21 protein-coding genes and 1 pseudogene are annotated in these 25,141 nt (G+C 59.6%); 11 read left to right on the forward strand and 11 right to left on the reverse strand.

What is annotated here, in order from left to right:
• Window positions 1-29 precede the first annotated feature (29 nt).
• Window positions 30-416, forward strand: a complete 387-nt coding sequence (locus AB4K19_RS07440) for a response regulator (RefSeq protein ID WP_375227792.1) — start codon at window positions 30-32, stop codon at window positions 414-416.
• Entirely contained in the window at window positions 417-794 is a 378-nt protein-coding gene (locus tag AB4K19_RS07445) for a hypothetical protein (protein WP_436399392.1), read from the forward strand.
• A 213-nt stretch (window positions 795-1,007) separates the two neighbouring features.
• Here AB4K19_RS07445 and AB4K19_RS07450 read toward each other — a convergent pair.
• The 9 genes and pseudogenes from AB4K19_RS07450 to AB4K19_RS07490 form a co-directional block, all read right to left on the reverse strand.
• Window positions 1,008-1,809, reverse strand: a pseudogene (locus AB4K19_RS07450) (IS5 family transposase).
• Window positions 1,810-2,145: 336 nt separating this feature from the next.
• Window positions 2,146-2,667 (reverse strand): chemotaxis protein CheD, encoded by a 522-nt coding sequence (locus AB4K19_RS07455; protein WP_375227794.1) that lies wholly within the window; start codon window positions 2,665-2,667, stop codon window positions 2,146-2,148.
• Window positions 2,667-3,797 (reverse strand): chemotaxis-specific protein-glutamate methyltransferase CheB, encoded by a 1,131-nt coding sequence (cheB, locus tag AB4K19_RS07460; protein WP_436399393.1) that lies wholly within the window; start codon window positions 3,795-3,797, stop codon window positions 2,667-2,669. Before cheB ends, AB4K19_RS07455 begins: the two co-directional genes overlap by 1 nt.
• Window positions 3,798-3,913: 116 nt before the next feature.
• Window positions 3,914-5,065 carry an acyl-CoA dehydrogenase family protein gene (locus AB4K19_RS07465; protein WP_375227796.1) on the reverse strand — a complete coding sequence of 384 codons (1,152 nt, stop codon included), beginning with the start codon at window positions 5,063-5,065 and terminating at the stop codon, window positions 3,914-3,916.
• Window positions 5,066-5,141: 76 nt separating this feature from the next.
• The gene (locus tag AB4K19_RS07470) at window positions 5,142-7,379 is read right to left on the reverse strand and encodes a molybdopterin cofactor-binding domain-containing protein (protein WP_436399394.1); all 2,238 of its coding nucleotides are present in this window, start codon (window positions 7,377-7,379) and stop codon (window positions 5,142-5,144) included.
• A 66-nt stretch (window positions 7,380-7,445) separates the two neighbouring features.
• Window positions 7,446-8,519 carry a lipocalin-like domain-containing protein gene (locus AB4K19_RS07475; RefSeq protein WP_375227799.1) on the reverse strand — a complete coding sequence of 358 codons (1,074 nt, stop codon included), beginning with the start codon at window positions 8,517-8,519 and terminating at the stop codon, window positions 7,446-7,448.
• Window positions 8,509-10,887 carry an FtsX-like permease family protein gene (locus AB4K19_RS07480; protein ID WP_375227800.1) on the reverse strand — a complete coding sequence of 793 codons (2,379 nt, stop codon included), beginning with the start codon at window positions 10,885-10,887 and terminating at the stop codon, window positions 8,509-8,511. The genes AB4K19_RS07475 and AB4K19_RS07480 overlap by 11 nt, the downstream gene beginning before the upstream one ends.
• Window positions 10,884-11,576 (reverse strand): ABC transporter ATP-binding protein, encoded by a 693-nt coding sequence (locus tag AB4K19_RS07485; RefSeq protein WP_375227801.1) that lies wholly within the window; start codon window positions 11,574-11,576, stop codon window positions 10,884-10,886. The genes AB4K19_RS07480 and AB4K19_RS07485 overlap by 4 nt, the downstream gene beginning before the upstream one ends.
• A complete protein-coding gene (locus tag AB4K19_RS07490) occupies window positions 11,573-11,896 on the reverse strand; it encodes a hypothetical protein (RefSeq protein WP_375227802.1) in 324 nt (107 codons plus the stop codon). The genes AB4K19_RS07485 and AB4K19_RS07490 overlap by 4 nt, the downstream gene beginning before the upstream one ends.
• Window positions 11,897-12,164: 268 nt before the next feature.
• On the opposite strand from AB4K19_RS07490, the gene AB4K19_RS07495 reads away from it, so the two are divergent.
• On the forward strand, window positions 12,165-12,851 hold the full coding sequence (locus AB4K19_RS07495; RefSeq protein ID WP_375227803.1) for a fumarylacetoacetate hydrolase family protein: 687 nt from the start codon (window positions 12,165-12,167) through the stop codon (window positions 12,849-12,851).
• A 9-nt stretch (window positions 12,852-12,860) separates the two neighbouring features.
• Here AB4K19_RS07495 and AB4K19_RS07500 read toward each other — a convergent pair whose 3' ends face one another.
• Window positions 12,861-13,844: an NAD(P)/FAD-dependent oxidoreductase gene (locus tag AB4K19_RS07500; protein ID WP_436399395.1), complete on the reverse strand. Its 984-nt coding sequence runs from the start codon at window positions 13,842-13,844 to the stop codon at window positions 12,861-12,863.
• A 59-nt stretch (window positions 13,845-13,903) separates the two neighbouring features.
• Window positions 13,904-15,310 carry a glucuronate isomerase gene (gene uxaC, locus AB4K19_RS07505; RefSeq protein ID WP_436399396.1) on the reverse strand — a complete coding sequence of 469 codons (1,407 nt, stop codon included), beginning with the start codon at window positions 15,308-15,310 and terminating at the stop codon, window positions 13,904-13,906.
• Between the two features lie 222 nt (window positions 15,311-15,532).
• Here uxaC and AB4K19_RS07510 point away from each other — a divergent pair, with 222 nt between their 5' ends.
• The 8 genes from AB4K19_RS07510 to AB4K19_RS07545 all read left to right on the forward strand — a co-directional run bounded on the left by AB4K19_RS07510 (window position 15,533) and on the right by AB4K19_RS07545 (window position 25,141).
• The gene (locus tag AB4K19_RS07510) at window positions 15,533-16,342 is read left to right on the forward strand and encodes an enoyl-CoA hydratase (protein WP_375227806.1); all 810 of its coding nucleotides are present in this window, start codon (window positions 15,533-15,535) and stop codon (window positions 16,340-16,342) included.
• A gap of 155 nt (window positions 16,343-16,497) precedes the next feature.
• Entirely contained in the window at window positions 16,498-17,337 is an 840-nt protein-coding gene (locus AB4K19_RS07515) for a universal stress protein (RefSeq protein WP_375227807.1), read from the forward strand.
• Window positions 17,338-17,572: 235 nt separating this feature from the next.
• Window positions 17,573-18,859, forward strand: coding sequence for a serine/threonine-protein kinase (locus AB4K19_RS07520; RefSeq protein WP_375227808.1), 1,287 nt, complete (start codon window positions 17,573-17,575; stop codon window positions 18,857-18,859).
• A 29-nt stretch (window positions 18,860-18,888) separates the two neighbouring features.
• Window positions 18,889-20,013, forward strand: a complete 1,125-nt coding sequence (locus AB4K19_RS07525) for an FHA domain-containing protein (RefSeq protein WP_375227809.1) — start codon at window positions 18,889-18,891, stop codon at window positions 20,011-20,013.
• Complete coding sequence (locus AB4K19_RS07530) at window positions 20,006-20,908, forward strand: PP2C family protein-serine/threonine phosphatase (RefSeq protein ID WP_375227810.1); 903 nt, start codon at window positions 20,006-20,008, stop codon at window positions 20,906-20,908. The genes AB4K19_RS07525 and AB4K19_RS07530 overlap by 8 nt, the downstream gene beginning before the upstream one ends.
• An 11-nt stretch (window positions 20,909-20,919) precedes the next feature.
• Complete coding sequence (locus AB4K19_RS07535; protein ID WP_375227811.1) at window positions 20,920-22,020, forward strand: GTPase domain-containing protein; 1,101 nt, start codon at window positions 20,920-20,922, stop codon at window positions 22,018-22,020.
• A gap of 146 nt (window positions 22,021-22,166) precedes the next feature.
• Window positions 22,167-24,230, forward strand: a complete 2,064-nt coding sequence (locus AB4K19_RS07540; RefSeq protein WP_375227812.1) for a dynamin family protein — start codon at window positions 22,167-22,169, stop codon at window positions 24,228-24,230.
• Entirely contained in the window at window positions 24,227-25,141 is a 915-nt protein-coding gene (locus tag AB4K19_RS07545; protein WP_375227813.1) for a dynamin family protein, read from the forward strand. The genes AB4K19_RS07540 and AB4K19_RS07545 overlap by 4 nt, the downstream gene beginning before the upstream one ends.

Below are 25,141 nucleotides of genomic sequence, written 5' to 3' on the forward strand. Positions count from 1 at the left end.
CTCATGACGAGATCAGAAAAGGATAGCAGATGTCGCTTCGTGATAAAATCAGAATAATGGTTGTGGATGACATGTCGACAAGCCGAGGACTTATTACCCAGGCACTGGATGCATTTGGTGTACGAAATGTATCGACAGCCGAAAACGGAATTGAAGCCTTACAAGCGCTTGCAACTCACCCGGTGCACCTAGTCATATCTGACTACAATATGCCGCAAATGGATGGTCTTCAACTATTGCACCAGCTGCGAGCCTCTCCAAAGACCAAGGGCGTGGGGTTCATTCTGATTACAGGACGAGCAGAACAACAAATTGTGGATCACGGCAAGAAGCTGGGCATGAACAACTACCTGAAAAAGCCATTTGAACAAGCGGGCTTGCGAAACTGCATTGAAGCAGTAGTGGGTCGACTTTAAATGTCGACGAATCTAGCATTAGGTTTGCCATTGGACACCTTTCTATCCAGAGTGTCTGACCATCTCGATCTGCTTGCGGCCCAGGTAAATGATTTAGAGGAAGCTATTGGTTCTGCTGTCCTGGACAATCCAAACAACGTTCAGGTAGAAATAACTCGGCTACAGGGGCTTGACTATGTCCGCCAGTGCCTTGAGGACCTTGCGCTGTTGACTGCAGTTTTCGAAAACCAACTTCCTGAAAGCGGGTTTGAATTCTCGAATATTGATCAAGTTAGATCAAAGCTGAAGCTTGAGATCACAAAGGGCATTCTTGTCAACGAAAGTGACAGCGAGCCTGTAAGTGGAAAACGGGCCGTGGGAGACTTAGATCTTTTTTGATCGTGTTTCTGTTCAATTTTTTTTCCACTTGAGAAATTTAAATTTTTTTAACTACGCTTAGCGTGAATCACCAAAGGTTCTGCAATTTCAAATTATATATCAACGTTTGAGCGCAAAACCCTTTCCGCAAGTTAAGAAACGGTTAAGCCTCTGACACTTCAGCAGATTCAGAGTTCATAGCACGTAAGTAATGAGCACTGTAAAGGCGATGGCTTACAATAAAACCCTCGGACATCTGTCATAGTGGGTTGCGACACGCCGCCAATCCTTCAACCTCCGAATATGGTCTAGATCCGATTCCGGAGTTTGAACCGACGCTTGTCGAACTTTGCCAGTTTTTCCGCTGCTTTCGGCCAGGGATGCTTAGGCGTATCCCTTTGTCTTTCAACGTGTACTTAGACCAGTCGGCATCATAAACCCCGGTCACCGATCAGCCAATCGACATCCGGTCGGCTGCTCAGCATTGCGCGTACACCGATGAAATCGCTGACCAACTGACCGACGGGGTATTTGCGCAGCAATGTTCCGAAAGGTTGCCCGACGGTGACGAACAGGTTGATTGGACGTCCCACGCTGTCGCAGATGGCTTGCAACTTTGTGTTCATGTCGCACTCAGTGTGGCCTCTTTCGGGACATTTCCTTCGCAAATACCCTGCCGGGCAGCGGATCAGGCGTCCACGCTCACTTTTTTCCCGCCCAAACTGGACGCGGTACGGTGGGCCTTCAGGTATGTGGCGTCGATCATCACGGTCTTCTGTTCGCCATGCTTGGCAGCCAGCCCGGCCATCATTTGAGCGGAGACTCCCTTATCGCTCCACCGTTTCCAACGATTGTAGAACGTCTTATGTGGGCCATAGGTCAAAAGGGCGTCGCGCCACCTCAACTCATTGCGATTAATGAAGATAATACCATTTAACACACGTCGATCATCAACGCATAGCTTGCCGTGGGACCTAGGAAAGAAAGGCTCAAAATGCGCCATCTGCGCATCCGGATGCCAGAAAAGATCAGACATTTTCACTGCTCGATTTTGCAATCGTGGTCCACACCGCTGGAGGAAAACCAATGGGTCCAGACCCTCGCGTGATTGCCCGAATTTTCTTCGGACGCTAAGCTGAATACCTCGAGTGCTGTTTTGTGTTCTTTTAACTCTACAGTTACCGTTGCCGTTGCGCGTCATCATATCCAAGAAGCGGACCGGGCAATCAGTCTGATTTCCCAGTCTTCGCAAATATTGTAGGGTCAGGTTTTCGCACATTATTTTGTTTCGAAACAGCGCTCGAACCGGATATTAGTGGACATTTTCTGTGAGTTAATGGCGTGGAAGCCTTGTGAACGAAAGTGGCCGTCCTCAGAACAACTCAAGATCATTTCCTTTCGGCTCTGCGACCGGCTGCTCTGCCCTGAGCTCAATCGGGGAATCTTTTCTGATTTTTTGCATGACCCGCCCGGTGGCAGGCCAGAACATGACATGCCGTGCAGTTTCTCCACCGAGTGAATGACCTTCGCATTCGATGCCTTCAGCTCGAAGGAATTCAAGAGTGAATTCGCTGTTAGTCCTGCCGATGTCACTGAGGCCACTGACCATGCGGGCGCCGCCAAAGGCTTTAGCCTTGAGCCGGTGTCTCTGCCCTCCCAGCTTCAGGATATCGTTGATCAACAGCTCCATAGCATTGATGCCGGCCAGGTTGCATACGCTGTTTTCCACACTACTTACCGTGAGTAGCATGTGGTTCATACCGCCAACTCCAGCGTACGGATCCCACAAACAGCAGGACACGCAGGACCCCAAAATGGTCGAAATGACGGCGTCAGGGTCTGCGCTTGCGACCTTTTCTCCCTGGGTGATGTGAATACGTGTACCGTTCTGCATTACCTGATCGCCCCTGCAACGGCGCTGGCATTTGTTGATTTACGTTCAACCGCCTCCCGCATGGCATTCCCAATTCTGTCCAGCGGCAGTTCGCGGCCCACGGCTCCAAGCGCCTTCGCGGCCCGTGGCATTCCATAAACAACGCAGGTATCTTCGTCCTGACCAAATGTTCGCGCACCGCCGTCTGACAACTGACGCAGGCCTTCTGCGCCGTCTTTTCCCAGGCCTGTCAGAATTGCCGCGGTGACGTGTTTAGCTTCACTGGCAGCGGACTTGAAAAGCGTATCAACCGCCGGGCAATGCAAAGCAGGTGGGTCGTTCGGTACGAAGTGACAAACCCAAGCGTCGTTTTTGCGCCGGATCTCTGTGTGTTGTCCGTTGCCCGGCGCCAGCACAATGTCACCCCGTTCAAGGCGCATGCCTTCTTCGGCAAGGCAGACGTTCTGGGGAAGATGCCTGCCGAGGCGCTGTGAAAAACTCACAAGAAAATTGCCGGGCATGTGCTGGACGATGACAACCGGTGGTCCGCCCGGATCCAGCATCGGCAATACGCTTTCGATCGCGCTGACACCACCCGTTGATGCTCCGATAAGAAAGATGGTTTTGCGTCTGCATCCTCTTAAGGGAACGGAGTTCGGTGTCTGCGGACGCACAGGGCGCGCGCCGGTCGGAGGAGACGGAACCCGAAGCCTTGAAGCTGTAGTGCAGGCAGCATGAAAGACACGTTCGCAGATGTCGTCTGTAACCTCACGGCCGTAAGATCCGTTGGGTTTGACCATACAGTCAACAGCACCGCGCGACAGCGCCTGAATGGCTGCGTCACTGCCTGCTGACGTCAGACTGGACATCATGACGACGGGCATCGGCCGCGCTTTCATCAGTCGTGTCAGAAATTCCAGACCGCTCATACCTGGCATCTCGATGTCCAGCGTCAGGACATCGGCTTTGTTGGCCCGAAGAAAATCACGTGCTGCAACCGCATCCTCTGCCTCTCCCACAATTTCAAGTCGCGGGTCCGCGGACAATGTGGCGCGCAACCACGCTCTGATTGTTCGGGAATCATCTACGATCAGAACTTTTTTGGGGGCACCCCTGTAGGCGTTTTCAGAATCAAATGTGTTCAGCGTCACGCGGTCACCCTGCTGCCGGATAAAGGAAGGGGATCAGACGCGACCGCCCTTTGCGCCATTTATGACCAAGAGGGGTAAATCGAGACTTAACAGACGTGCTTAAACCAGCCGGACCGTCAGGCGTTGTCGCGCGCGGCCAGCATCTGCCTCGAGATGATCACACGCATGATTTCATTTGTACCTTCAAGGATCTGATGCACCCTGAGGTCACGCACGATCTTTTCGATGCCATAGTCCGCGAGGTAGCCGTATCCGCCGTGCAGCTGCAGTGCCTCATTGGCAACGTCAAACGATACGTCCGTCACAAACAGCTTGGCCATCGCACAACACTGCGTGGCGTCCGGCGTCCCGTTGTCCAGCTTCCATGCCGCCTGGCGCAAAAAGACGCGCGCTGCCTGCAGGCGAACCTCCATGTCCGCCAGGCGAAACTGCAGCGCCTGAAACTGATCAATGGACCTGCCGAAAGCTTTGCGTTCACCCATGTACGCCATCGCAGCATTCAGGGCGGATTGCGCCCCGCCCAGTGCGGAAGCCGCAATATTCAGACGGCCGCCATCAAGGCCCTTCATGGCATAAGAGAACCCTCTGCCCTCTTCGCCCACCAGATTTTCTGCAGGCACCATACAATCATCGAACTGAACCTGGGCGGTCGGCTGCGACCGCCAGCCCATTTTGTCCTCAAAAGCGCCGAACGAAAGACCCGGGCTTCCGGTCTCCACCAGCATAGCCGAGATGCCATGTGGGCCGTCATCACCGGTACGCACCATGCTGAGGTAAACGTCGGAATAGCCACCGCCGGAAATGAAGGCCTTTGTGCCATTGAGCCGGTAGCCCTCGTTCGTGCGCTCAGCGCGCGTTCTCAGGGCGGCAGCATCAGACCCGGAGCCGGGTTCAGTCAGGCAATAGGAAAACACCTTTTCCATGCGGCACAGCTGCGGCAGCCAGTGCGCCCGCACCTCGTCCGACCCGAACGTGTCGATCATGCCGCCACACATGTTGTGAATGGACAGAAAGGAACCGACCGACGGGCACGCCATCGCCAAAGCCTCAAAAACGAGAGTCGCGTCCAGCCGGCTCAGGCCTGAGCCGCCGTATTCTTCGGAAACATAGATGCCGGCCAGCCCAAGGGACGCCACCTCTGACCACAGGGCGCGGGGAATCGTTCCCTGTGCCTCCCAATCCCGCGCGAAGGGCGCGATGTGCTCCTGCGCAAATCCGGCCGTCATCTCAAAGATGGCGGATTGCTCTTCTGTGAGTGCGAAATCCATGTGCTGCCTCCCCCGGTGCTGCGCTGCCTGCGCGTGTCAGAGAGATACCCGGCCCGGCATGGCGCTTCAAGCGGCGTCAGACGAACCGCATATGCCTGTTAAAGGGCATTTCGCGCAGGCGCTGACCTGTTACGCTGAAAATGGCGTTGGCCAGCGCGGGCGCCGCGGGCGGCACAGGCGGCTCTCCGATGCCGCGTATCTGATCCGCGTTCTGCAGGGCCCGCACAGTGATTTCCGGCGTCTGGTACAGGCGCATGCCTTCAGCGTCATGGTAATTTGTCTGCTCCGGCATGCCGTCAGAATAAGTAATCTCTGAATTGATGGCATGTCCGAGCCCCCAGATAACACCGCCCTGAACCTGAGCCTCGAAGTTCACGGGGTCGATAACAGGCCCGGAATCGGCAGCAACCCAGACATGGTCGACGCGCAGACCGTCCGGCGTTTCGGTGACGTCAATCACCTGGGCCACCGGAACACCAAAGGATGTGACCAGAGCCACGCCCCTGCCCTGCCCCGGCGCGCGCGCTGCACCCCATCCGGACATCTCCGCCACAGCCTCCAGCACCGCCCGCGCCACCGGGTCATTCACCAGCCTCAGGCGTTCCGCCATCGGGTCAGCCCCTGCGGCGACGATCACCTCGTCGAGCAGGCATTCACCAAAAAAACCGCCCGTGGACGCTCCGACCGCGCGCCATGAACTGACCGGTGCCAGACCGTCAACCGCGTATCCCTCGACCGTCAGTCCGGGTATCGCATAAGGCATATCCCACGCCCCGGCGACGATCTGCATGTCCGGCCCCAGCGCCGGAAGACCGGCTCGCCCGCCCTGAGACCGGGTTACAGATGGCGAGGCGATGCGAAGTGCCAGATGCGTCACCTGGCCATCGTTCCAGCCGCCGGCGCCACGCGCAAGGCCAATCTGGCGCGGGTAATCCTGCGCGAAATCCTCTTCGCGGCGCAGGGTCAGCCGCACCGGCGTCCCTTTGAGCTGCAGTGCAATTTCGGTGGCCTGATCAATGACATCAAATTCAAGCCGGTGCCCGAAACTGCCCCCGGCCATCTGGTTGTGGAATGTGACCTGCTCTGCCGCCAGTCCGGCAGCCGCGGCAACCCGTTCACGCACAAGGCCCGGCATCTGATGGGCCGCCCATACTTCTGCATGATCGCCAGTCACAAGCACGGTCGCGTTCAGCGGTTCCAGCGGCTGATGCGCGACATAGGGCGCCCGGTATTCAAGCTCTCCGATGAACCCGGTGGCACTTACCCTGTCCGGGTCCCGGTCGTCCCGCCAGACCCGTTCGGGTTCATCGCTTTCAAGCGCGAACTCCAGCAATCTCCAGTGGTCCTCCTGCTCCGCCGGATACGGCGCTCCGCCCCAGTCGCACTCAATCTGCGCCAGGGCCTCGAACGCGTACCAGGTGTTTTCTGCCACAACGGCAACACCATCCCTGAGCGGCAGAATATGCCTGACCCCACGCATGTTTTCCGCAGCCGAAGCATCGTACCCTGTGATACCTCCGCCCTTGCGCGGGTTGAGGCGCGCAGAAGCAAAAAGCACACCTTCGGGCCGCACGTCGATGCCATATGCCTGCCGGCCAGTGGATTTGGCGGGGATATCAAGGCGCGGGACTTCTTTGCCCAGCAACCGCCATTCTGATGGCGCGCGCAATGCAGGCGCCCGAACCGGCTCAAGACCGGATGCCGTTGCGGCCAGCGCTGTGTAAGGGATCGTGCGTCCGTCCGGCAGGACCACAGCACCGTCGGCCGTCTGCAGGTCCCGCGCCGCAATGCCCGTTTCCTGAGCGGCCGCTGCCTTGAGCGTCTCCCGCGCCACCGCGCCGGCTTCGCGCAGCTTGTCATAGCTGTCCGGTGCAGAGGATGATCCGCCTGTTACCTGAAGCCCCAGCAGTTTTGACACCGTTCCCGCTGCGCTACGCGCAGCCTCAGCAATCAGACCGGTGTCCGTTGACATAAATGGCACTGCATCGGCGGCTAAGGCGCGGTTGTAGTAGGCGGCATCGGGGTGCCCGAAAGACGTCGTGAACTGACCGAACCCGAGATCCATCTCTTCTGCGATCAGCATGGCCTGCATGGATTGTGCACCCTGACCCACATCTGCATGCGGCGTGATCAGCGTGATGCCGTCCCCGGTGATCAGCACAAAGGGGTTAAAACTGGCTTCACCCTCAGCCAGCCCGGCTGTCAGCGGATTGTCGTGCGGCTGCCTGACCTGCCAGACACCAAAGGCGACCCCACCGGCCAGCGCCAGGGAACTGATGAGCATGCCTCTGCGGGTGAAAAGTCTGCGCGCCAAGCCCTTATTTCCTTCTGTGACCGCACACCGCTCCGAGGATGCAGGATCCGCCGTCACGCTGTCCGGTCAATAGCCCGTCATTTCCAGGTATCCTTTGCCCGGGTGACTGCCGCTGATGACGACCGGTCCTTCCCAGTAAGACACCGATGTGTCCATCCAGGCCTGAGAATTCAGCGCCCGCACGGTCACATCAACTCCCTTGTCCGGCAATCTCACGCGCCAGACAACCGGAACGTCGCGTCCGGCCACCGAGGCTGTCTCCAGGGGCTCCGACACAAAGGCTCCATCCGGGAACGGTGTCGGTGTGCCATCTGGTTCAATCCATGTCGCAGCCGTAAAATCGCCGGCTTCACTGTCATGCAGTGTGAACCCCATCAGCCGTTCACCGCTGTCAAAGACCATCGAAAACCAGTCCCAGCTGATCTGTGTTTCCCCCAGTGGCTGTGACGCCCACTCCCGGTCGAGCCAGGCCGTCCCGGTGACGGCAACATCACCTTCGGGCAGCTGAAGCGTGCCAGAGATTTCATAAAACGGCTGTGAGTAATAATAACTGGCCCGTCCGGACGACGATTTGACCGAATATCCCTCTTCCCCCTGCAGCACCAGCGGGCCTGTTGCCGACAACTGCATGTCGTAGCCAAATCCGTCTCCCTGCGCCCGCAGGTCCAGTTCTGCGATCCCGTCCCCCGTCGCGGTCATTTCCCATTCGTCGATCCAGGCCGTGAACGGATCCGCCACGGCGCCGGCCTGCCCGATACCGCCCCGCGCCAGCCTTTCGGCAACGAAATGCTGATCCGGCGTTGTCACAGCGGCATGCCCCATCCAGATCTGGGGGCTCGACCATCCTTCCCTTTCCAGCGGTTCTGTCGCCGAACGGAACAACGTCCATTGCAGACCATAAGATGTACCGTTTTCGGCCTGCAGGTTCGCGGTCAGATACCACCATTCAATCCGAAAATCCGGGTGCGGCCCGTGATCCTGAGGGAAAGTGACTGGCACAACCCTCGACGGGTGTGAAAACCCTTCGGCGGTGGCACCAAGCCCGGCGAAGCCCTGCGCCATAACCTGCGAGCACGCAGAAACAACTGAAACGAATGTGGCAACTATTGCCAGCCAGAAGTGGCGTCTCTCAGCGTTCATTGGTAAAGACCTTCAGCAACATCTGCGGTGGAATTCGGGCCAGTTTCAGGGCGGGCCACAGTGCAGCCAGAAAGGCCGCACAGAGCGTCAGTGCGCCGAGGCGCAGCATGTCGCCCGGGAACAGGAACATAGGTAACCGCCAGCCGAATGCCTCGACATTCACCACAGCCAGCAACACCCAGGCCAGCAAAAGTCCCAGAGGCACCGCCAGCACACCTGTCAGCGCCGCCAGGCTGACAGCGCGCACCAGTTCCAGCCCCGCCAGCCGCCGACGTGTCATCCCCAGTGCCCAGACCGGCGCAAGCTGTGGCAACCTCATCGCTGCCAGCGTCAGCAGGCTGATCAGAATGGCCAGGCCCGCAACAGATAGTGTCAGCACATTCAGTGCTCCCGTGACAGAAAAGGTCCGGTCAAAAACGGAGATCGAAAAGGCTTTGAGATTTTTCTGGTTGATCAGCGCATCGGCAGGCAACTCGAACCTCTCCTGCAACATGGCGGCAAGCCCATCCGGATCATTCGTCCGCAGCCCGAACTGTTGTGCCCGAACACCCGGGTATCGTTCCTGAAAGGTGGCCTCGGCGATGATAATCTGCCCTGCAGGATTACCATAATCGCTGTAGACACCCAAAACCGTGTCACCACTGCTCAGTCTGTCGCCGGGCGACAACCCCTGTCGTCGCGCAAGCTGTTCGTTGATCAGTGCACCGAGGCCAGCGGCCAGTTCATCCCAGACACCGGCACGCGCCTCCAGCAGCGGCCAGTTGTCCCGGTATGTCTGATGATCACGCAGCCCGAAGATTTCTGCAGGCAGCCCGCCTTCCCGCGTATCAACAGAAACCACAGGCAGAACTGCATCAGCATTTTCCATGAGAAACGGCATTATTTCAGTGACCTGCGCTTCAGCGTTCAGGCGGATATAGAGTTCTGAGGACAGCCGCTGATCCAGGTATCCGGTGAAAGTCAGCCGGAAGCTGGACACCATGGTAGACACACCGATGTTGGCCGCCATGGCGAGCAGTAGCGCCATCAGGGCCATGGACAGGCCCGGCAGTTGCTGACGGCTGTCAGCCCAGAACCACTGTGCCACAACGCCCCGGCTTGCCCGTTCGGCAACATGCAGCACAGCAGAAAGCAACACAGGCAGACAGAGGGCTGCCCCCAGCAGGATCCCCGCCAGAAGGCCAAACCCGGCCACCAGCCCCTGGGCAACCTGTCCGATGATCACACCACCCGCGACAAAGCATAGCGCCACCAGAAGCATCAGACGGCGTGTACCCGCTGCCTGCAGGCTCATGGCCCGGGGATGGTTGAAGGACAGCAAAGGCATCTGCACCAGCCGGATGAGTGCCGCCACCGCTGCGATACCTGTGCCTGCAAAGGCCATGCCCAGCCCGGACAGCCACCATGCAGGCCTCAAGGTCAGCTGTCCGCCCACCTCGGCCCCATAAAGACCGCGCAGTGTTGCGGCGACATCCGGCAGGAGCGCCGCCGCAATGATGTACCCCATCGCGACGCCTGCCGCCCCCGCAATCAGCGCAAAAAGTCCAAGCTCTGCCGTCACCAGAAACATCAGACGGGACAACGGAAGCCCGAGCGCCCGCAGGGTTCTGAACATTGCCCTGCGTTGCTCAAAGGCAAGTCCGACGGCGCCGTAAACAATGAAAATGCCGACCGCAAAGGAGAGCAGGCCAAAAGCTGTGAGATTGAGGTGAAAGCTGCGCGTCAGTCTGCTCAGGTCAGTAGCCGCGTCTTCCGTAGTGACGTGGTATACCGGCGGCAGGTCCGGGATGCTGGCCGGCTGGTCCGGCGCCACCACAAGGTATTCGATACGCCCGGTACCTTTCAGTAGCCGGTCCGCCAGTGCAATATCTGCGAGAAGACTGCCGGGCACCCGCCCTGCATCCGGGCGTACCGTCGCGTCGACACCGCTCAGAGCCGGGACATCATCCGGGTGCGCCAGCAGCGCGGGATCTTCGCCCAGAAATCCCTCGGGCACTGCGGCGAGGCCGGTGGCTGATCCTGATACAGCGCCGGGCCAGGTCAGGAGATCCACGCCGGTGAGCACAAATTCCCCGGCTTCCGTCTGCAAACCTCCCTGCATCACCGGGCTCACCTGCCAGCCCTGCCGGCGCAGGGCGACATAATCACGGGTACTGATGCCCTGACCATCCACACGGGACAGCCTCGCCAGTCCACCCCCGTCCAGAAAATCAGATGCAGCACTGTAGCTCGCTCTGGCTTCGGCATTGATGGCCTGCACACCCGACCACAGGGCAGTTGCGAGGGCCAGTCCCGCAATCAGCGTCAGAAGCTGCCAGGGATTACGCCTCCAGTATGAGACAAGCGCGAACATCCCCGTCCGGATCATACAGAACCCGCTTCTGCTGCATTGGTCTGCACCATACGACCACGGGACAGGGTCAGCTGACGCTCCATTCGGCCCGCATGTCTGCCCGAATGCGTAACCATCAACACCGCAGAACCCGCATCCTTCGCCGTCTCGAGCAACAGATCCAGAACCCGGTCAGCGGTCGCCTCGTCCAGGTTACCCGTCGGTTCATCCGCAAGGATCAGCGCGGGCTGGCAGGCCAGCGTCCGCGCAATCGCCACACGCTGCTGTTGCCCACCGGACAGCGCCTCGGGGTATTTGTTCAGATGCTCCTGCAGCCCTAGCCGGTCTGCCAGCTCACTGTTCCGTCCGGGATCATTTTTACCGGATAAGCGCGCGTGAAAGGCAATGTTGCCTTCAACCGTCAGGCTCGGGATCAGATTGAACTGCTGAAACACCAGTCCGATGGTTCCCCGCCGCAGTGCCGCGCTGGCCGCATCGTCCAGACCTGCCACTTCATGGCCACCGACCTGAATACTGCCCCCGTCCGGTTTATCCAGACCCGCGATAAGATGCAGCACCGTGCTTTTTCCGCTACCGGATTCACCGGTCAGTGCGAGCGACCCGCCTGCGGCCATTGAAAAGCTGACATCCTCCAGCACCGGCACCCGGACGCCGCCGCTCTCATAGGATTTCGACAAACCGCTGACACGAAGCATGTTGCTCATCCGGCGGCATCCCGGGGCATTTCAAACTCCAGCCAAAGCGCAAGCAGTGTATCAATCACAGGCGTGGGTATATCTGCGTTGCGCCCGGGTTCCTGCACCGCCGTCCCCTGCGCTTTTTCAAGGCGCTTTCCGCACGACGTGAACACGCCAGCGGGATCAAAGCCCGGCGCCGACCAACAGATCTGCAATCCCGGTTTGTCCGCCGATTCCCGTGTCCGTCCCTCATATCGGGTATGAACAGTCACCGCCTTCGCGCCGATCTCACGAGGGCAGATGTCGTATTCTTTTTCGCGGCAGGACGCCTTCAGGGATGCTGTCACGGCAATCTCTGCACAACGCTGATATGACATCCATTCTGATGATGACGCGCCAGGAGCTATCGCGCCGGCCGGATCAGCAATAAGCGACTCAGAGATTGGCTGCACGGTTCATCATCCTTGTTTTGTGTGCCGTCGGGCGACCCCGCCGCACCCGGTTCAGTGCCTGTCTGACAGATAGCGGCGACGGGGCCGAAGGCCAGCGCTTCCCAAACCGCCGCTCAGCCGATAAACCCGCTTCAGAACAGAAATTGCAAGCCCCGGAGAGCACATGACCCGTTACGCTTTCACGCCACCCGCCATTCCCGCACTGCCAATCGCCGGATCGGACGCGGTTTTCCCGGTTCGGCGCGTTTATTGTGTCGGGCGGAACTATGCGGCGCATGCCATTGAAATGGGTCACGACCCGGACCGGGAGGCCCCGTTCTTTTTCCAGAAAAACCCCGATAATCTGAACACAACGGGTGCGTTCCCCTATCCGCCCAGGACATCAGATGTGCATCACGAGGTGGAACTTGCCGTCATGCTCAAATCGGGTGGCCGGGACATCAGCGCGGGTCAGGCACAGGAACATGTCTTTGGTTACGCCCTGGCCCTCGATATGACGCGCCGTGATCTGCAGGGCGAAATGAAAAAAGCCGGCAGGCCATGGGAAATCGGCAAAGCCTTTGAGGCCTCGGCCCCTATAGGCCCGGTGCATCCCGTGGCAGAAACCGGTGTTCTGACCGAGGGCGCCGTAACCCTGCACGTCAACGGCGAGTTGCGCCAGGAAGGTGATCTCAATCAGCTGATCTGGAAAGTGCCTGAAATGATTGCTTTTCTGTCGGAGTATTTTGAGCTGGCACCGGGTGATGTCATCCTGTCGGGCACACCCGCCGGTGTCGGGCCTGTTCAGCGTGGCGATGAGATGGAAGTTGCGATTGCCGGTCTGGGCAGCATGACCGTGACGGTCACCTGATCCACAGCATCATCCGCCTGAAAGATGCATTCTGACAGCTGATGCCAGGGCTCCGGCACTGTCAAAGGCCGCCTCGACGCGCCCCTGCCCGCACCAGTCGCCGGCGGCACCGATACCCAGCCCCGGATCAAACAGATATGGCCGGCCAGCGGGCGTCTGCACCGCCGCATAGCGCCAGCGGTGCAGGCTAACATACTCTGCCATGCCGGTATCGATCCCAGTCAGATCTGTGAATGCCGCAAGAAGGTGGCGCCGAACATCCTCCTGATCCCGCTCCAGTCGGGCTTCCGCCCAGGTGTTGCCGGTCTGGCAGAGAAAGGCAGGCCGCGCATCCCGCCCGGGCTTACTGTGATTGGCGGCGATCCACGCCAGCGGATCTCCATCGCCCACAAATGCGTCCCATCCCGGGTCAGGTGCTGTGTCGAAGCCCAGCATCAGGCTGTAGCATCCCAGCATCTTCGCCTCGTCCAGCGCGTTCCGTTCCGTTATCCCGCCGGGCAGCAGGGCAGCTGTCTGAAAGGCCGGGGCCGTCGACAGCACAATGTCAAAGGGTCCCGCCTCAGCACCTGAGGCACATGCGAGCCGCCACCCCTGCCCCGCAGGCAGGATGTTTTCCACAGCGTCACCCAACCGCACGTCGAGACCCGATGCCGCAGCCTTTGCAAGACTGTTCATCGCAGGCACCCCGACGAAACGCGGCGCATTCCAACGCGGGTCCGAAGCGGCAGCACCGGCCAGGCGCGGGTTCCACTCTGCCACATACCCTTGCGCAACAAAGGGCTCCAGAAATGACAGAAAGGCATTGCCCCGCGCCGTAAAATACTGCGCACCGTGATCAAACCGGTACGTCTCCGCCCGGCGTGTGGACATGCGCCCACCGATGCCGCGCGATTTTTCAAACACGGTGACCGTGGCGACATCAGACAGCAGGCGTGCCAGATGCACACCCGCCAGCCCTGCCCCGATCACTGCAATTTCAGGTCGCTCAGACATATCAGTGGCCTCTCCCGGACGTCTTCGGGCCACCTAATCCGCATGGACCGAACGACAAGTCAGAGGCGATAGGTCCGCCTTGCAAGACCACAGGTCAGGTCTTCAACCATCTCAAAGGCCTCATCCTCGCGCAGCCGGTGATCGGCCACCATCCGGGCCAGCCAGGCGCAGTCGACCCGCCGGGCCACCTCGTGCCGCGCCGGTATTGACGGGAACGCACGCGTGTCGTCGTTGAAACCGGCTGTATTGTAGATGCCTGCCGTTTCCGTCGTCATTTCACGGAACCGCCGCATGCCTTCGGCGCTGTCGTGGAACCACCATGCAGGACCCAGCACCAGCGACGGCCAGGCGCCGGCAAGGGGCGCCAGTTCCCTTGCATAGGTGGTTTCGTCCAGTGTGAACAAAACGATACGCAGACGCGGTTCATTCCCAAGCGCATTCAGTAGCGGGTGCAGGCTGCGCGTGAATTCCGTCTGCGTGGGGATATCGTACCCTTTATCCCGCCCGAACCTTCTGAATACCTGCTGATTGTGGTTGCGGAAGGATCCGGGATGGATCTGCATGACCATGCCGTCTTCGGCGCTCATGCGGGCCATTTCGGTCAGCATCTGCGCCCGGAACAGCGCATGATCACGATCGTCAGCACGCCCGCAGCGGACCCGGTCAAAAAGTGCGGCCGCCGTGTCAGGATCCAAGTCCGCCGTTACCGCATCCGGGACGCCATGGTCCGTGGCCGTCGCTCCCTGCGCCCGAAAACAGGCCCGCCGGCTGTGATGCGCCGCCAGATAGCCGCGCCAGGTGCCCGTATCCTCACCAGTCATATCGCCGAGGTCATCGAGAGCCGCAGCGAAACCCTCATGATCCGGATCCGTGATCTGGTCCGGACGATAGGTTGGGATCACCCGGCCGGACCAGCCGCTGTCGGCAATGGCACGGTGATGATCCAGCGGGTCGAGCGCATTATCCGTTGTCGCCAGCACTTCAATATCAAACCGCTCATAAAGGGCCCGGGGGCGGAATTCCGGCGTGGCGAGTGCCGCTGCAATGCGGTCATAGATGTCATCAGCCGTTTGCGGCGTGAGCGGTTCACTGATGCCGAACAGCCGCTGAAAGGTTATATCCAGCCAGAGCCGTGTCGGCGTGCCGCGAAACAGATACCAGTGCTCCGCAAACCTGCGCCAGATGGTCCGTGGGTCCTCATCCTGACCTGCTCCATCTGTTCCGCGCACGCCAAACAGTTCCGGGCCCAGACCCTGGCTCGCAAACATCCGCGTCACATAATGATCAGGCGTCACGATCAGAGCAGCAGGATCGGGAAACGCACTGTCCTGTGCAAACCAGGCGGGATCGGTATGCCCATGCGGGCAGATCAGCGGCAGACCGCTGGCCACTTCAAACAGGGCACGCGCCACCGCGTCCGCGCCTGTCCCTTCCAACAGCGTATCCTCATGAAAAAGCGTGCTCATGGTATGACGGCCCTCCCGCGTCTTTCCGGCGGCTCTTATGCTGATGCGCGCCATCACATTGCCAGGACTGCAAATATCATCAACCCTTTGCCGCGCGACGTCACCAAATGGCCATCCCGGTGTCAAGGCCACCACGGACCGTCGGTCCGCCACAGGGCTTGCCACTGGCACCGGAATATAGACTATGCCGCGTACCGCTTCTGGTACTGAAAGGACTGCACCATGCCCTCCCCGCCGACGTCTTTTGCCGATGGCAAATTGCTGGCCTTCCATGACGGTGCCATTGGACGGATCGTGTTCAACAAACCGGACCGTCTGAACGCGATGTCGCTTGATATGTGGGACGGATTGCGCGACGCGCTGGCGCTGTTCCAGACAGACAATGACATCAGGGCGGTTGTCCTGAGCGGCGCCGGCGACCGCGCTTTTGTGTCGGGTGCCGATATTACTGAGTTTGACGAAATGCGCGCCTCAGATGCAGGCATCCGCAACTACAATGAACGCTACGAAGGTGCAGATGCAGCACTCTATGCGTTTCCAAAACCAACGATTGCTCAAATTCATGGTTTTTGTGTCGGCGGCGGTATGGCGATTGCGCTCAGCTGCGATATCCGGATCTGCGCTGAGGGCACCCGCATGGGCATACCGGCCGCAAAACTGGGCCTGGGATACGGCTACCAGGGGGTCCGGCGCCTGCGGTCCGTGGTCGGGCCCGCCATAGCCTCTGAGATTCTGTTTTCTGCGCGGATGTTGGATGCCGCAGAAGCGTTGACGCATGGTCTGGTCAACCGTGTCGTCCCGGCGGCTGATCTGGAAACTGAAGTGAACGGGCTCGCCGCCACTGTTGCCGGCAACGCGCCCCTGACCATTGAGGCGGCAAAAGCCGCTATACAGGCCGCTGGCAGTGACGCTGCTGACGCTGCCGCCGACCGGATGAATGCCCTGGCGACGGCCTGTTCCATGAGTGCCGATTACGCAGAAGGACGCCAGGCATTTGCGGAAAAACGGGCGCCCGTGTTCCGAAGACGCTGAACAGGCCCGCCCTCTGAAGCGTCCCGGCCAGGTATACTTGATCAGAATCAAGGTGCGGCCAGCCCGGTTCGCGCATTCTGACAGTGTTACCGAAGGCCTCACAGCGCCCTTTCGATGGGGCCATACCGGCGCACGGGAGCAGGGAGAAATAAACCATGGCGATTAAAACGATACAGGTCTGCCTTACAGGCAGCCGGCACGCAGACACACTGATGCGGATTGCCGTACCGCTGGCCGCGAGGCACAATGCTCTGCTGGTCGGGGTCCACACGATTGAGGCGCTGGTCGTCTACCCCGGGATTGCCATGCACATACCCGATCAGGCCTTTGGCGCATTCAATGAAAGCCAGGCCCGCGAAGCCGCAGAAATAGAAGAGATCTTTGAGCGGCACTGCAACACCGAAGATTTCCCCTGCGAATGGCGCCTGCTCCGGGCCGAAGCGGTCTCTGCAGCCGAACGGATCGTCGAAAGCGCCCGCGCGGCGGATCTGGTGATTATGGCACAGGCGGACAAGGCATCTGACCGGTACGACCAGCGCAACGTTCAGGAACGTGTGATCCGGGAATCCGGCAGGCCGGTTCTGGTTGTCCCGCTCGGTTACGACGGGCCTCCCGTTGGGCAACGGATTCTGCTCGGCTGGACCAATTCGCGTGAAGCCGCGCGCGCCGCACATGACGTGGTCAGCATGGCCGCGCCGGACGCTGACGTGAACGTGGTGCAGGTCGGCGCACCGCTGCTGGACGAAATGACGGAATTCGATGCGCTGGCAATAGCCGGAATGTATGCACGTCACGGGTTGCGCGCGACGGTCACACACTGCGAGGCGGATGGTTCCGATGTCGCTCCGCTCCTTGTCACGACCGCCCGCCGGACAGACGCCGACATGATTGCGACCGGCGCATTCGGACACTCGCGCTTTCACGACTTTGTTGTTGGTTCAGTGACCTGGTCGCTGCTTCATGATGCGGAACTGCCGGTCCTCTTCAGTTGCTGATCCGGCCCCCGGCGCGCACCGGGAAACCGCGGCCTGCAGGTGCCGGCCGCGTTAACCACGCTGGCCTGAATTTACCATAAAAACCTGATTTATCGTGGTTAATCCGGCCGGATGCCACGCAGCCGCCGCCTGTGCGCCATTTTCTGATCACATTCTGGGACGACAAATACAATTGTAGTCAAATGAATTTCAAAGCCCCGATCACCCGCCGGACGCTGGCAACCAGGTAAGACAAATGACACGGATGACCGCACTCGAAGATCTCGTTCAGGAAGATGAACTCCCCACAGGCGCCACGCTTCTGAACGGTCAGTATGAGATAACGCAGCACCTGGGCCGGGGCGGTTTCGGCATCACCTACGTTGCGCGCAACAGCCTCGACCGTGCTTTTGTGATCAAGGAATGCTTTCCGTCCGACATGTGCCGCCGTGTAGCGGGTATCGTGGAGCCCGTTGACGCCCGTTTTGACCGCGCGCTGAACGCGGTCCGGCGTCAGTTTGTGCTCGAAGCCCGGCGGATGGCGAAGCTGGAGCACCCCAACATCGTGGGCGTGCATCAGGTATTCGAGGAAAACAACAGCGCCTATATGGCACTGGATCTGGTGGCCGGTGATGACCTGATCGACCTGGCCGAAAACCGTCCTGAACTGATTACTCCCGCCTTCGTCCGCAGCGTGCTTAACCAGATGCTGCAGGCGCTGGTTTACACGCACAGTCACGGTGTGCTGCACCGCGACATCTCGCCGGACAATATTCTGGTTGATGATCGGGGTCACGTTACCCTGATCGATTTTGGCGCCGCAAGCGAACCTGCGGGCGTTGGTCAGTCCGGTGTGTCCCGGATGATTGCGGTAAAGGACGGCTATTCGCCGCACGAATTTTACACGCCTGGCGCTGAGCATGATTTTTCCAGCGATCTCTATGCGCTGGGTGCCACACTTTATCACATCATTACCGGTGAAATAGCACCGGACTGCCAGAAACGCCTGCGCGCTGCCGCAACCGGTCATGCCGATCCACTGGTGCCGTTGGTGGGGTCAGTCACAGGCTACGACGAACGGCTGCTCGCCTCCGTCGACCGGGCAATGCAGGTTTCCCAGGTGGACCGTTTCCGTACCGCCCACGCGTGGCAGGATGCACTGGATGGCGGCTCTGCACCGGCCCCGCGGCAACGGACCCGCCAGGTGGCAGACCCTATGCTGGAAAGCCGGATCTCTGCACTGGTCAGCCAGATCAACACCGAAATTGAACCTCAGATCCGCGCGGATGCAGATGATGTTGCAGACGAAACCGCAACTGAAGAAACACCCGAACCGCGCCGCGTTGTCGACATCTTTGGCAACCCGATTGACGACGTCGAAGCCTGGCTTCGTGAGCAGGAAGAGGAGCAGGCAGCACCCGCACCTGTCGCACCAACCGCAGCAGCGGCCCCCACAGAGGTTGCCGAAGCCCCTGTTCAGCAGAGCAGAAAGTCACTTCTGGGCAAACTGGTGTCCCGCTGCGTCAGCAGAAAATCCACCTGAGCAGTAAAGTCTAACGAACGGAGAAACCGATGAAATTTATCCGCGACATCATAAATGAAAAACGCAGCAACGGACCGGTCAGCGCATCCATGCCTGCTGAAGAAAACCAGCTGGATTTTGCCGCTGATTACGAAGACACATCCTCGGCCCTGGATCTCGGACAATACCGCGAAACGACGGCTGATCCGGTCACTGATAACGCCGATGCTGCGGGTTTCAGCGGTATCGACTATGACCCGGACGAATTTGACCCCGATGGCTTTGACGGGTCAGACTGGGAAGATGAGGACGCCGCAGCCTACGATGATCAATCTGATGAAATGACGCTTGAGGCTGCCCGCCGCGCCATTGAAGATGCCTCTGATGAGGATGCGGCAGGTGATCCGCTCGACCGTCTGTTCTCCGAACAGCATGTTGCCGGTGCCGAAGAGGAGTCCCACGAAGACTTCTCCGATGAGGATCAGAGCTGGGACGCCTATGAGGACGAAGAGGATGACAGCCCGGTTCCTGCACCGGCATCACTTGCTGAAATGCGCCGCGCAATGGCCGGAGAACGCCAGGCCGTACGCGCAGTTCCGCCAGCGCCTGCCCCGATGCAGGATCCGGCTCACGAACAGACTGATACCAGCATGGCCGACAGCGCTGATCTGCTCGAAATGCCTGCCCCGATGCCGGGCCGCGCAGCTCAGGGATCGGGTCGCGTGAAAACACGGCTGCTGGGTTTTGCCACGGACACCGACGCAGCACTCGACCCTATCGAGAAAGCTGCACGTGCCGGTCAGGCCCGCTTCCCGGTCGCCTGGATGGTCGTGGTTGCAGGCCCCGGTCGTGGCGCGTCCTTTACGCTGCAGGATGGCGTGTCGCGCATCGGCCGTGCCGAAGACCAGACCGTTGCCCTGAACTTCGGTGACAACGCCATTTCGCGCGAGAACCATGTCTCCGTCGCCTATGACAGTGAGCAGAACAGCTTCTTCATCGGGCACAGCGGCAAAGCCAATCTGGTGCGTATCAATGACAGACCCCTTCTGAGCACTGAAACCATCTCTGACGGCGATCTTGTCCGGATCGGTGAAACCACCCTGCGCCTGGTTACTCTGTGCGGTGATGATTTCACATGGAACGACGAAGACGAAAAAGACGCAAAATATGCCTGACACAAAGCGTTTTCGCTGCGATGCGGCCCCGGCAATCCACCGGGGCCGCCGCGCCTGTCAGGAAGATACCCTGGCAGTTGACTTCACCGCAGGCGGGGGCATCGGCTTTGCCGTTCTCGCCGACGGGATGGGTGGCCATGCCGCTGGCGATATCGCCAGCAAGGTCGTGGTCACTGAGGTGTTCAGCGAGCTGAAAATGCAGGCCGGCAATCCAGCGGCAACCGGTGAAGGCATCGGTGATCTGTTGCGGCGGGCCACCGAAGGGGCCAATGACTGTCTGGCAACCTACGTCCGTCAGTTCCCGGAAACGGCAGGCATGGGTGCCACCCTTGTGGCGCCGGTTGTTGCTGGCAATCACCTGTACTGGATTTCGGTGGGTGACAGCCCCCTGTACCTGTTCCGCGGCCAGCATCTTTTCCGTCTGAACGAAGAACATTCGCTGGGCCAGCAGCTGCAGGACCGTGTGAACGAAGGGTCGCTGTCGCAGGATCTTGCAGATCTGCACCCCGACCGGAACTGTCTGACATCCGTGCTGATGGGCCGGGAAGTGCAGCAGATAGACTGCCGCGAGGTGCCCGTTGAACTGCGCCATGACGACATCATCGTTGCCGCCAGCGACGGTCTTCAATACCTCACAGACGATCAGATTGCGCGGGTGATCTATCAGAACCGTTTCCGTCCGGCCGCCGAGATTTCCGAACGGCTGATGCAGGCCGTACTTGCCCTGCAGGACCCGGAACAGGACAACATTGCGCTGTGCTCTATCCGTATTTCCGATCTTGACGCCGAACAGCAGACGAAAGCGGCGCCGCAGGCGACGCGGCGTATCTTCCTTGACCTTCACGGTGGAGAAAAACGTGCTGTCAGCCGTGCCAGCGGACAGTCATTCCTCTGACGATCCAAGGCATGACAGATCACATCCCAGCCGCCCTGCGCGCCGTAACTGAAAACACCGCCCTGCCCCGAAACCTGCGCGCCGCTGCTGCCAGCCTGATCGACTGTCTGGACCGGCCGGTCCGCATAACTTTGGTCGGGCGCAGGCATACCGGTAAGACATGCCTCGCCAACATGCTGGCGGGCCACCATGTTCTGCCGGCGACGGACGGGCTGACGATGACAGAAGCTGTCTGGTCGGCGCAGGCAAAAACACTCTGTGAATACAGCACCGGGCAGATCGTTACTCTCGACACTGAAGGAACTGAATTTACGCTGCCCGAACAGGCTATGCGACTGCGCCTGGAACTCACCGACGCCTGCCTGAAAGACCGCAGTCTGACTGAGGTCACTCTGCCTGATGATACGGGAATGGCCCGCGACCTGCTGGATATGGTAGCGGACCATACGGACATATTGCTCTGGTGCGCAGCTGATGTGGAGGATCAGTCCGCTCTCTGGAACTGTGTGCCGGATCAGCTCAGCGGCCGAAGTCTGTTTGTTGTCACCATGGCGGACAGACTGCACGCGGCGGGCACACTGTCAGGGACACTTTCGCGGGCACAGAATATGGCGGGGTCCGGCTTTACGGGCATTTACCCCCTCGTCGCGCATCGTGCCGAAGCCGCTGCTGCGGATACGGACGATAAAGAAATACTCAGGAAATCGGGCGGCCACGCCATCCTCACCAGAGTGACGAAGATCATCCAGCAGGCCCGTCAGTCCGATCTTCTTCGGGCACAGGCCATACTGGATCAGTGCGCACTGGCCACAGAAACGAAAACCTGCAGGGAAATGGCACGCGCCACCTCCGGTCTGGACAAATGGATCGACAAGTTGACAACAGCCAGACCTGACCAGACTGTGTCCGAAATACTGTCACTGTGTCAGAAAGCCATGTCAGGTCTGGTTGTTGCCCTGCCGGACGAGGCCACGACCTTTCGGGCCGAAGTCAGCGATGCCATTGAACATGTGGAGAAATTCGCGCGCCAGAACAGCGATTCTGCTGCCCGGAACGCTGTCGCATTGCTGGTTCAACTCAACCGGGAACTATCTGTCCAGAAATCCGCATAAAACCTGACTTCCGGAAACAATGCCGGATCTGCGCCACATTTCAAACACATGAACGCCCGGAGCTGTCCCTACAATTTGGTTCAGATACGGGAAAAATTTGATTCAACATCCGCATCAGATATCAGAATTTTTACGGGCACCGCAGTATGACCGACACGCAGCAGAATGATGATCAGCCGACCGGCTCCGGCAATGCATATGATGGGTTTCTGCCTGAAGCGCCGGACGCGATGGCCGAATTTGCCACCCGTCGCGAATGCCTGAGCGAGGCGGTACAGGAGCTCTCAGCCCTGGCCGGCACGTCGGCAAAAAAACCTATCGCGAAGCTTGAGAAGGACCTGGAGAGCTTTGAACCTGCGGTCACGTTTCTGGGTCAGGTGAAGTCCGGAAAGACGACGCTGGTGAATGCCATGGCCGGATGGCCGGACCTGTTGCCCGCAGACGTGAACCCCTGGACATCCGTTGTGACCTCCGTGCACCTGCGCCCCGGACCCGAACGTGTTCCGGGCAACGCCAGGTTCCAGCTGATGAAGGAGGCTGAATGGGACCGCCTGATCCAGAAAGGCGGGCGTCTGGGTGAGCTTGCGGAACGTGCCGGCGCCGAAGATGAGCAGGAAAAAATCCGTGCCCAGGTGACCGCACTGCGCGAGAAATCGAAAAAGCGTCTGGGCCGCCGTTTCGAGCTGCTGCTGGGTCAGAAACATGATTACGACAGTTTCGATTCCGAATTGCTGGAACGGTACATCTGCCTTGGTGATGACGTGGACACGCCCGATCCTCAGGATACACAGGGGCGTTTTGCTGACATAACAAGTGCCGCTGATCTGTGGCTCGAAACACCGGTTGCCGCGCTGCCCTTTTGCCTGCGCGATACGCCCGGCGTGAACGACACGTTCATGATGCGTGAACAGGTCACGATCAACGCGGTCCGGTCCAGCAGGTTCTGTGTGGTGGTTCTGTCCGCTCATCAGGCGCTCAGTTCGGTCGATATGGGGCTCATTCGTCTGATTTCGGCAATGCCATCGCGCGACGTGCTGATTTTTGTGAACCGCTGCGATGAGCTGACTTCACCGGAAACCGAGATCCCCCAGATCGAGGAAAGCATCCGCAAGGTTCTGTCACGCAACAGTGGCCCCGAGGATGCGGCCATCCTGTTCGGAAGTGCGCTCTGGGCGCATCTTGCGCTGACAGGTGACATTACAGGCGACGACAAAGAACACATCCTCGCACAGCGAGGCACAGTACCGCCCGGCGAGGCACTTGCGGAAAGCGCATGGCAGGCTTCCGGTCTGCCGGCACTTCAGGCCGCAATCGCCGCGCAGATCGTGGGCACCACGGGCAACGCGCTGCTGCGCCGAGTTTCTTCTGATGCAGCGGCAGTAGCCAGCGGCCAGCAGGCTGCCAACAAGATCCGCATTGCGGGCGACACGCAGACCGAAAACATGACCATGCAGGAAATCCGGCGTGAATTCGACGCTCTGTGCGACCGTCATACGGACGCGCTGGCGGCGACGCTCACCACGCTGACTGACGGTTTCCGGGAGCGCGCAGACCGTGCGCATGCCGGTTTTCTGCACAATGCATCCGTCGCCCTGATCCGGCATCTCGAAAACTATGGACCGGAGCAGCCGTGGCGCTTCAGCCCGGACGGTCTGCGCAGCAGACTGCGCTCGGCCGCATCCGTATTCGAGACACGGGCCAGAGGGGCGGCACACAAGCACTACACCGACGCTGTAACCGAGATCGCCGAGTTTTACTTCCGTGCCTTTGGCAAAGCCGTCGAGGGAGTGCGCCTTTCGGTACCTGATACACCCGACCTGCCGGCGCCTGTTGGCATTGCCGGCAGCATTGCCATGGAATTCAAGGAGGGCTGGCTGACCAGCTGGTGGCGCCGCACACGCGGATACAAGGCCTTCGCCCGTCGTTTCGGAGACCTGATCTCAGCGGAAACAACAGATTTTATGGAAAGCCTGAAAACCGGACATGCCATTGACGTGACCGCGCGTCTGCAGCCAGTACTCAGGGACCTTTTGGAGCAGAACCGCGACATCCTCTACGAAATCGGAGACAGCCGCGGAGACAAGGACGGTCTTGAAACACTTTGCCTCGGGGCGGACGAAGCCCGGAAGACGAAAGAACTGGATGCTCTGCTTGACACTTTTGAGGTGCTGGCAACTGATCCACAGAACGTAAGGCACGCCGCGCAATGACAGACAACCCGAACAACGCCCTGATGCCCGCCCCTGCCGGGCGCAAACCCCGGGTCGCACTGATGGGTGAATTCAGTGCGGGTAAAAGCACCCTGTGCAACATCCTGCTGGGACGGGCACCTCTGCCGATGCGGGTGACCGCAACGCGACTGCCGCCGGTTCTGATGACCTACGGCACACCGGGTGCAGCTGTCATCGACATGGACGGGAAGCGTACCGAAGTGCCGCTCAATGCGCTGGACGACGTCTCTTTTGACGATACGCGCTACATCCACGTGACAATGGAAGCGGACACTCTGGCGCTTTGTGACCTGATCGATATGCCAGGTATTTCCGATCCGAACATGCCCCGCAATATGTGGGAAACAGTGGTCGGGGAAGCCGATCATGTCGTCTGGTGCACGCATGCCACGCAAGCCTGGAGACAGTCGGAGGCGGCGATCTGGGACGCAGTACGCAGCCGCACCCGGTATGAAAACCTTCTGCTGGTCACGCAGTTTGACAAGCTCCGCGCCCAAAAGGACCGGGAACGGGTACTCGCAAGGATCCGCCGGGAAACTGATGGGCTGTTTGCACAGGTCTTTCCTGTAAGCCTGCTTGAGGCGTTGCATGCGGAGGAAGACGTGGATGTATGGGCGACCAGTGGTGTCGCCGCCTTCTGCGAACATCTCATTGAGATCCTGATGCGGTCAGCACCTGACATGCCCGCACTGGAAGACGGCCTGACGGAAACGGATGCCGTCTTTGCGGCCATTGAACGGGATGAAGCCATGGGCGATCCCATTGAGCCGGCAGAGCCTGAAGCCCCCGCGCAGGATGGTGTGATCCGTCCGCGCCGCGTCCGTCTGAATGCACAGAGCGCAAACCGGCGCCGTGCGGAACGGCAACATTGGTCAGGTGCGGCAGAATAA

Origin of the sequence: Roseobacter phycocola (assembly GCF_042055075.2) — a bacterium.
In the GTDB taxonomy this organism is placed as follows: domain Bacteria; phylum Pseudomonadota; class Alphaproteobacteria; order Rhodobacterales; family Rhodobacteraceae; genus Roseobacter.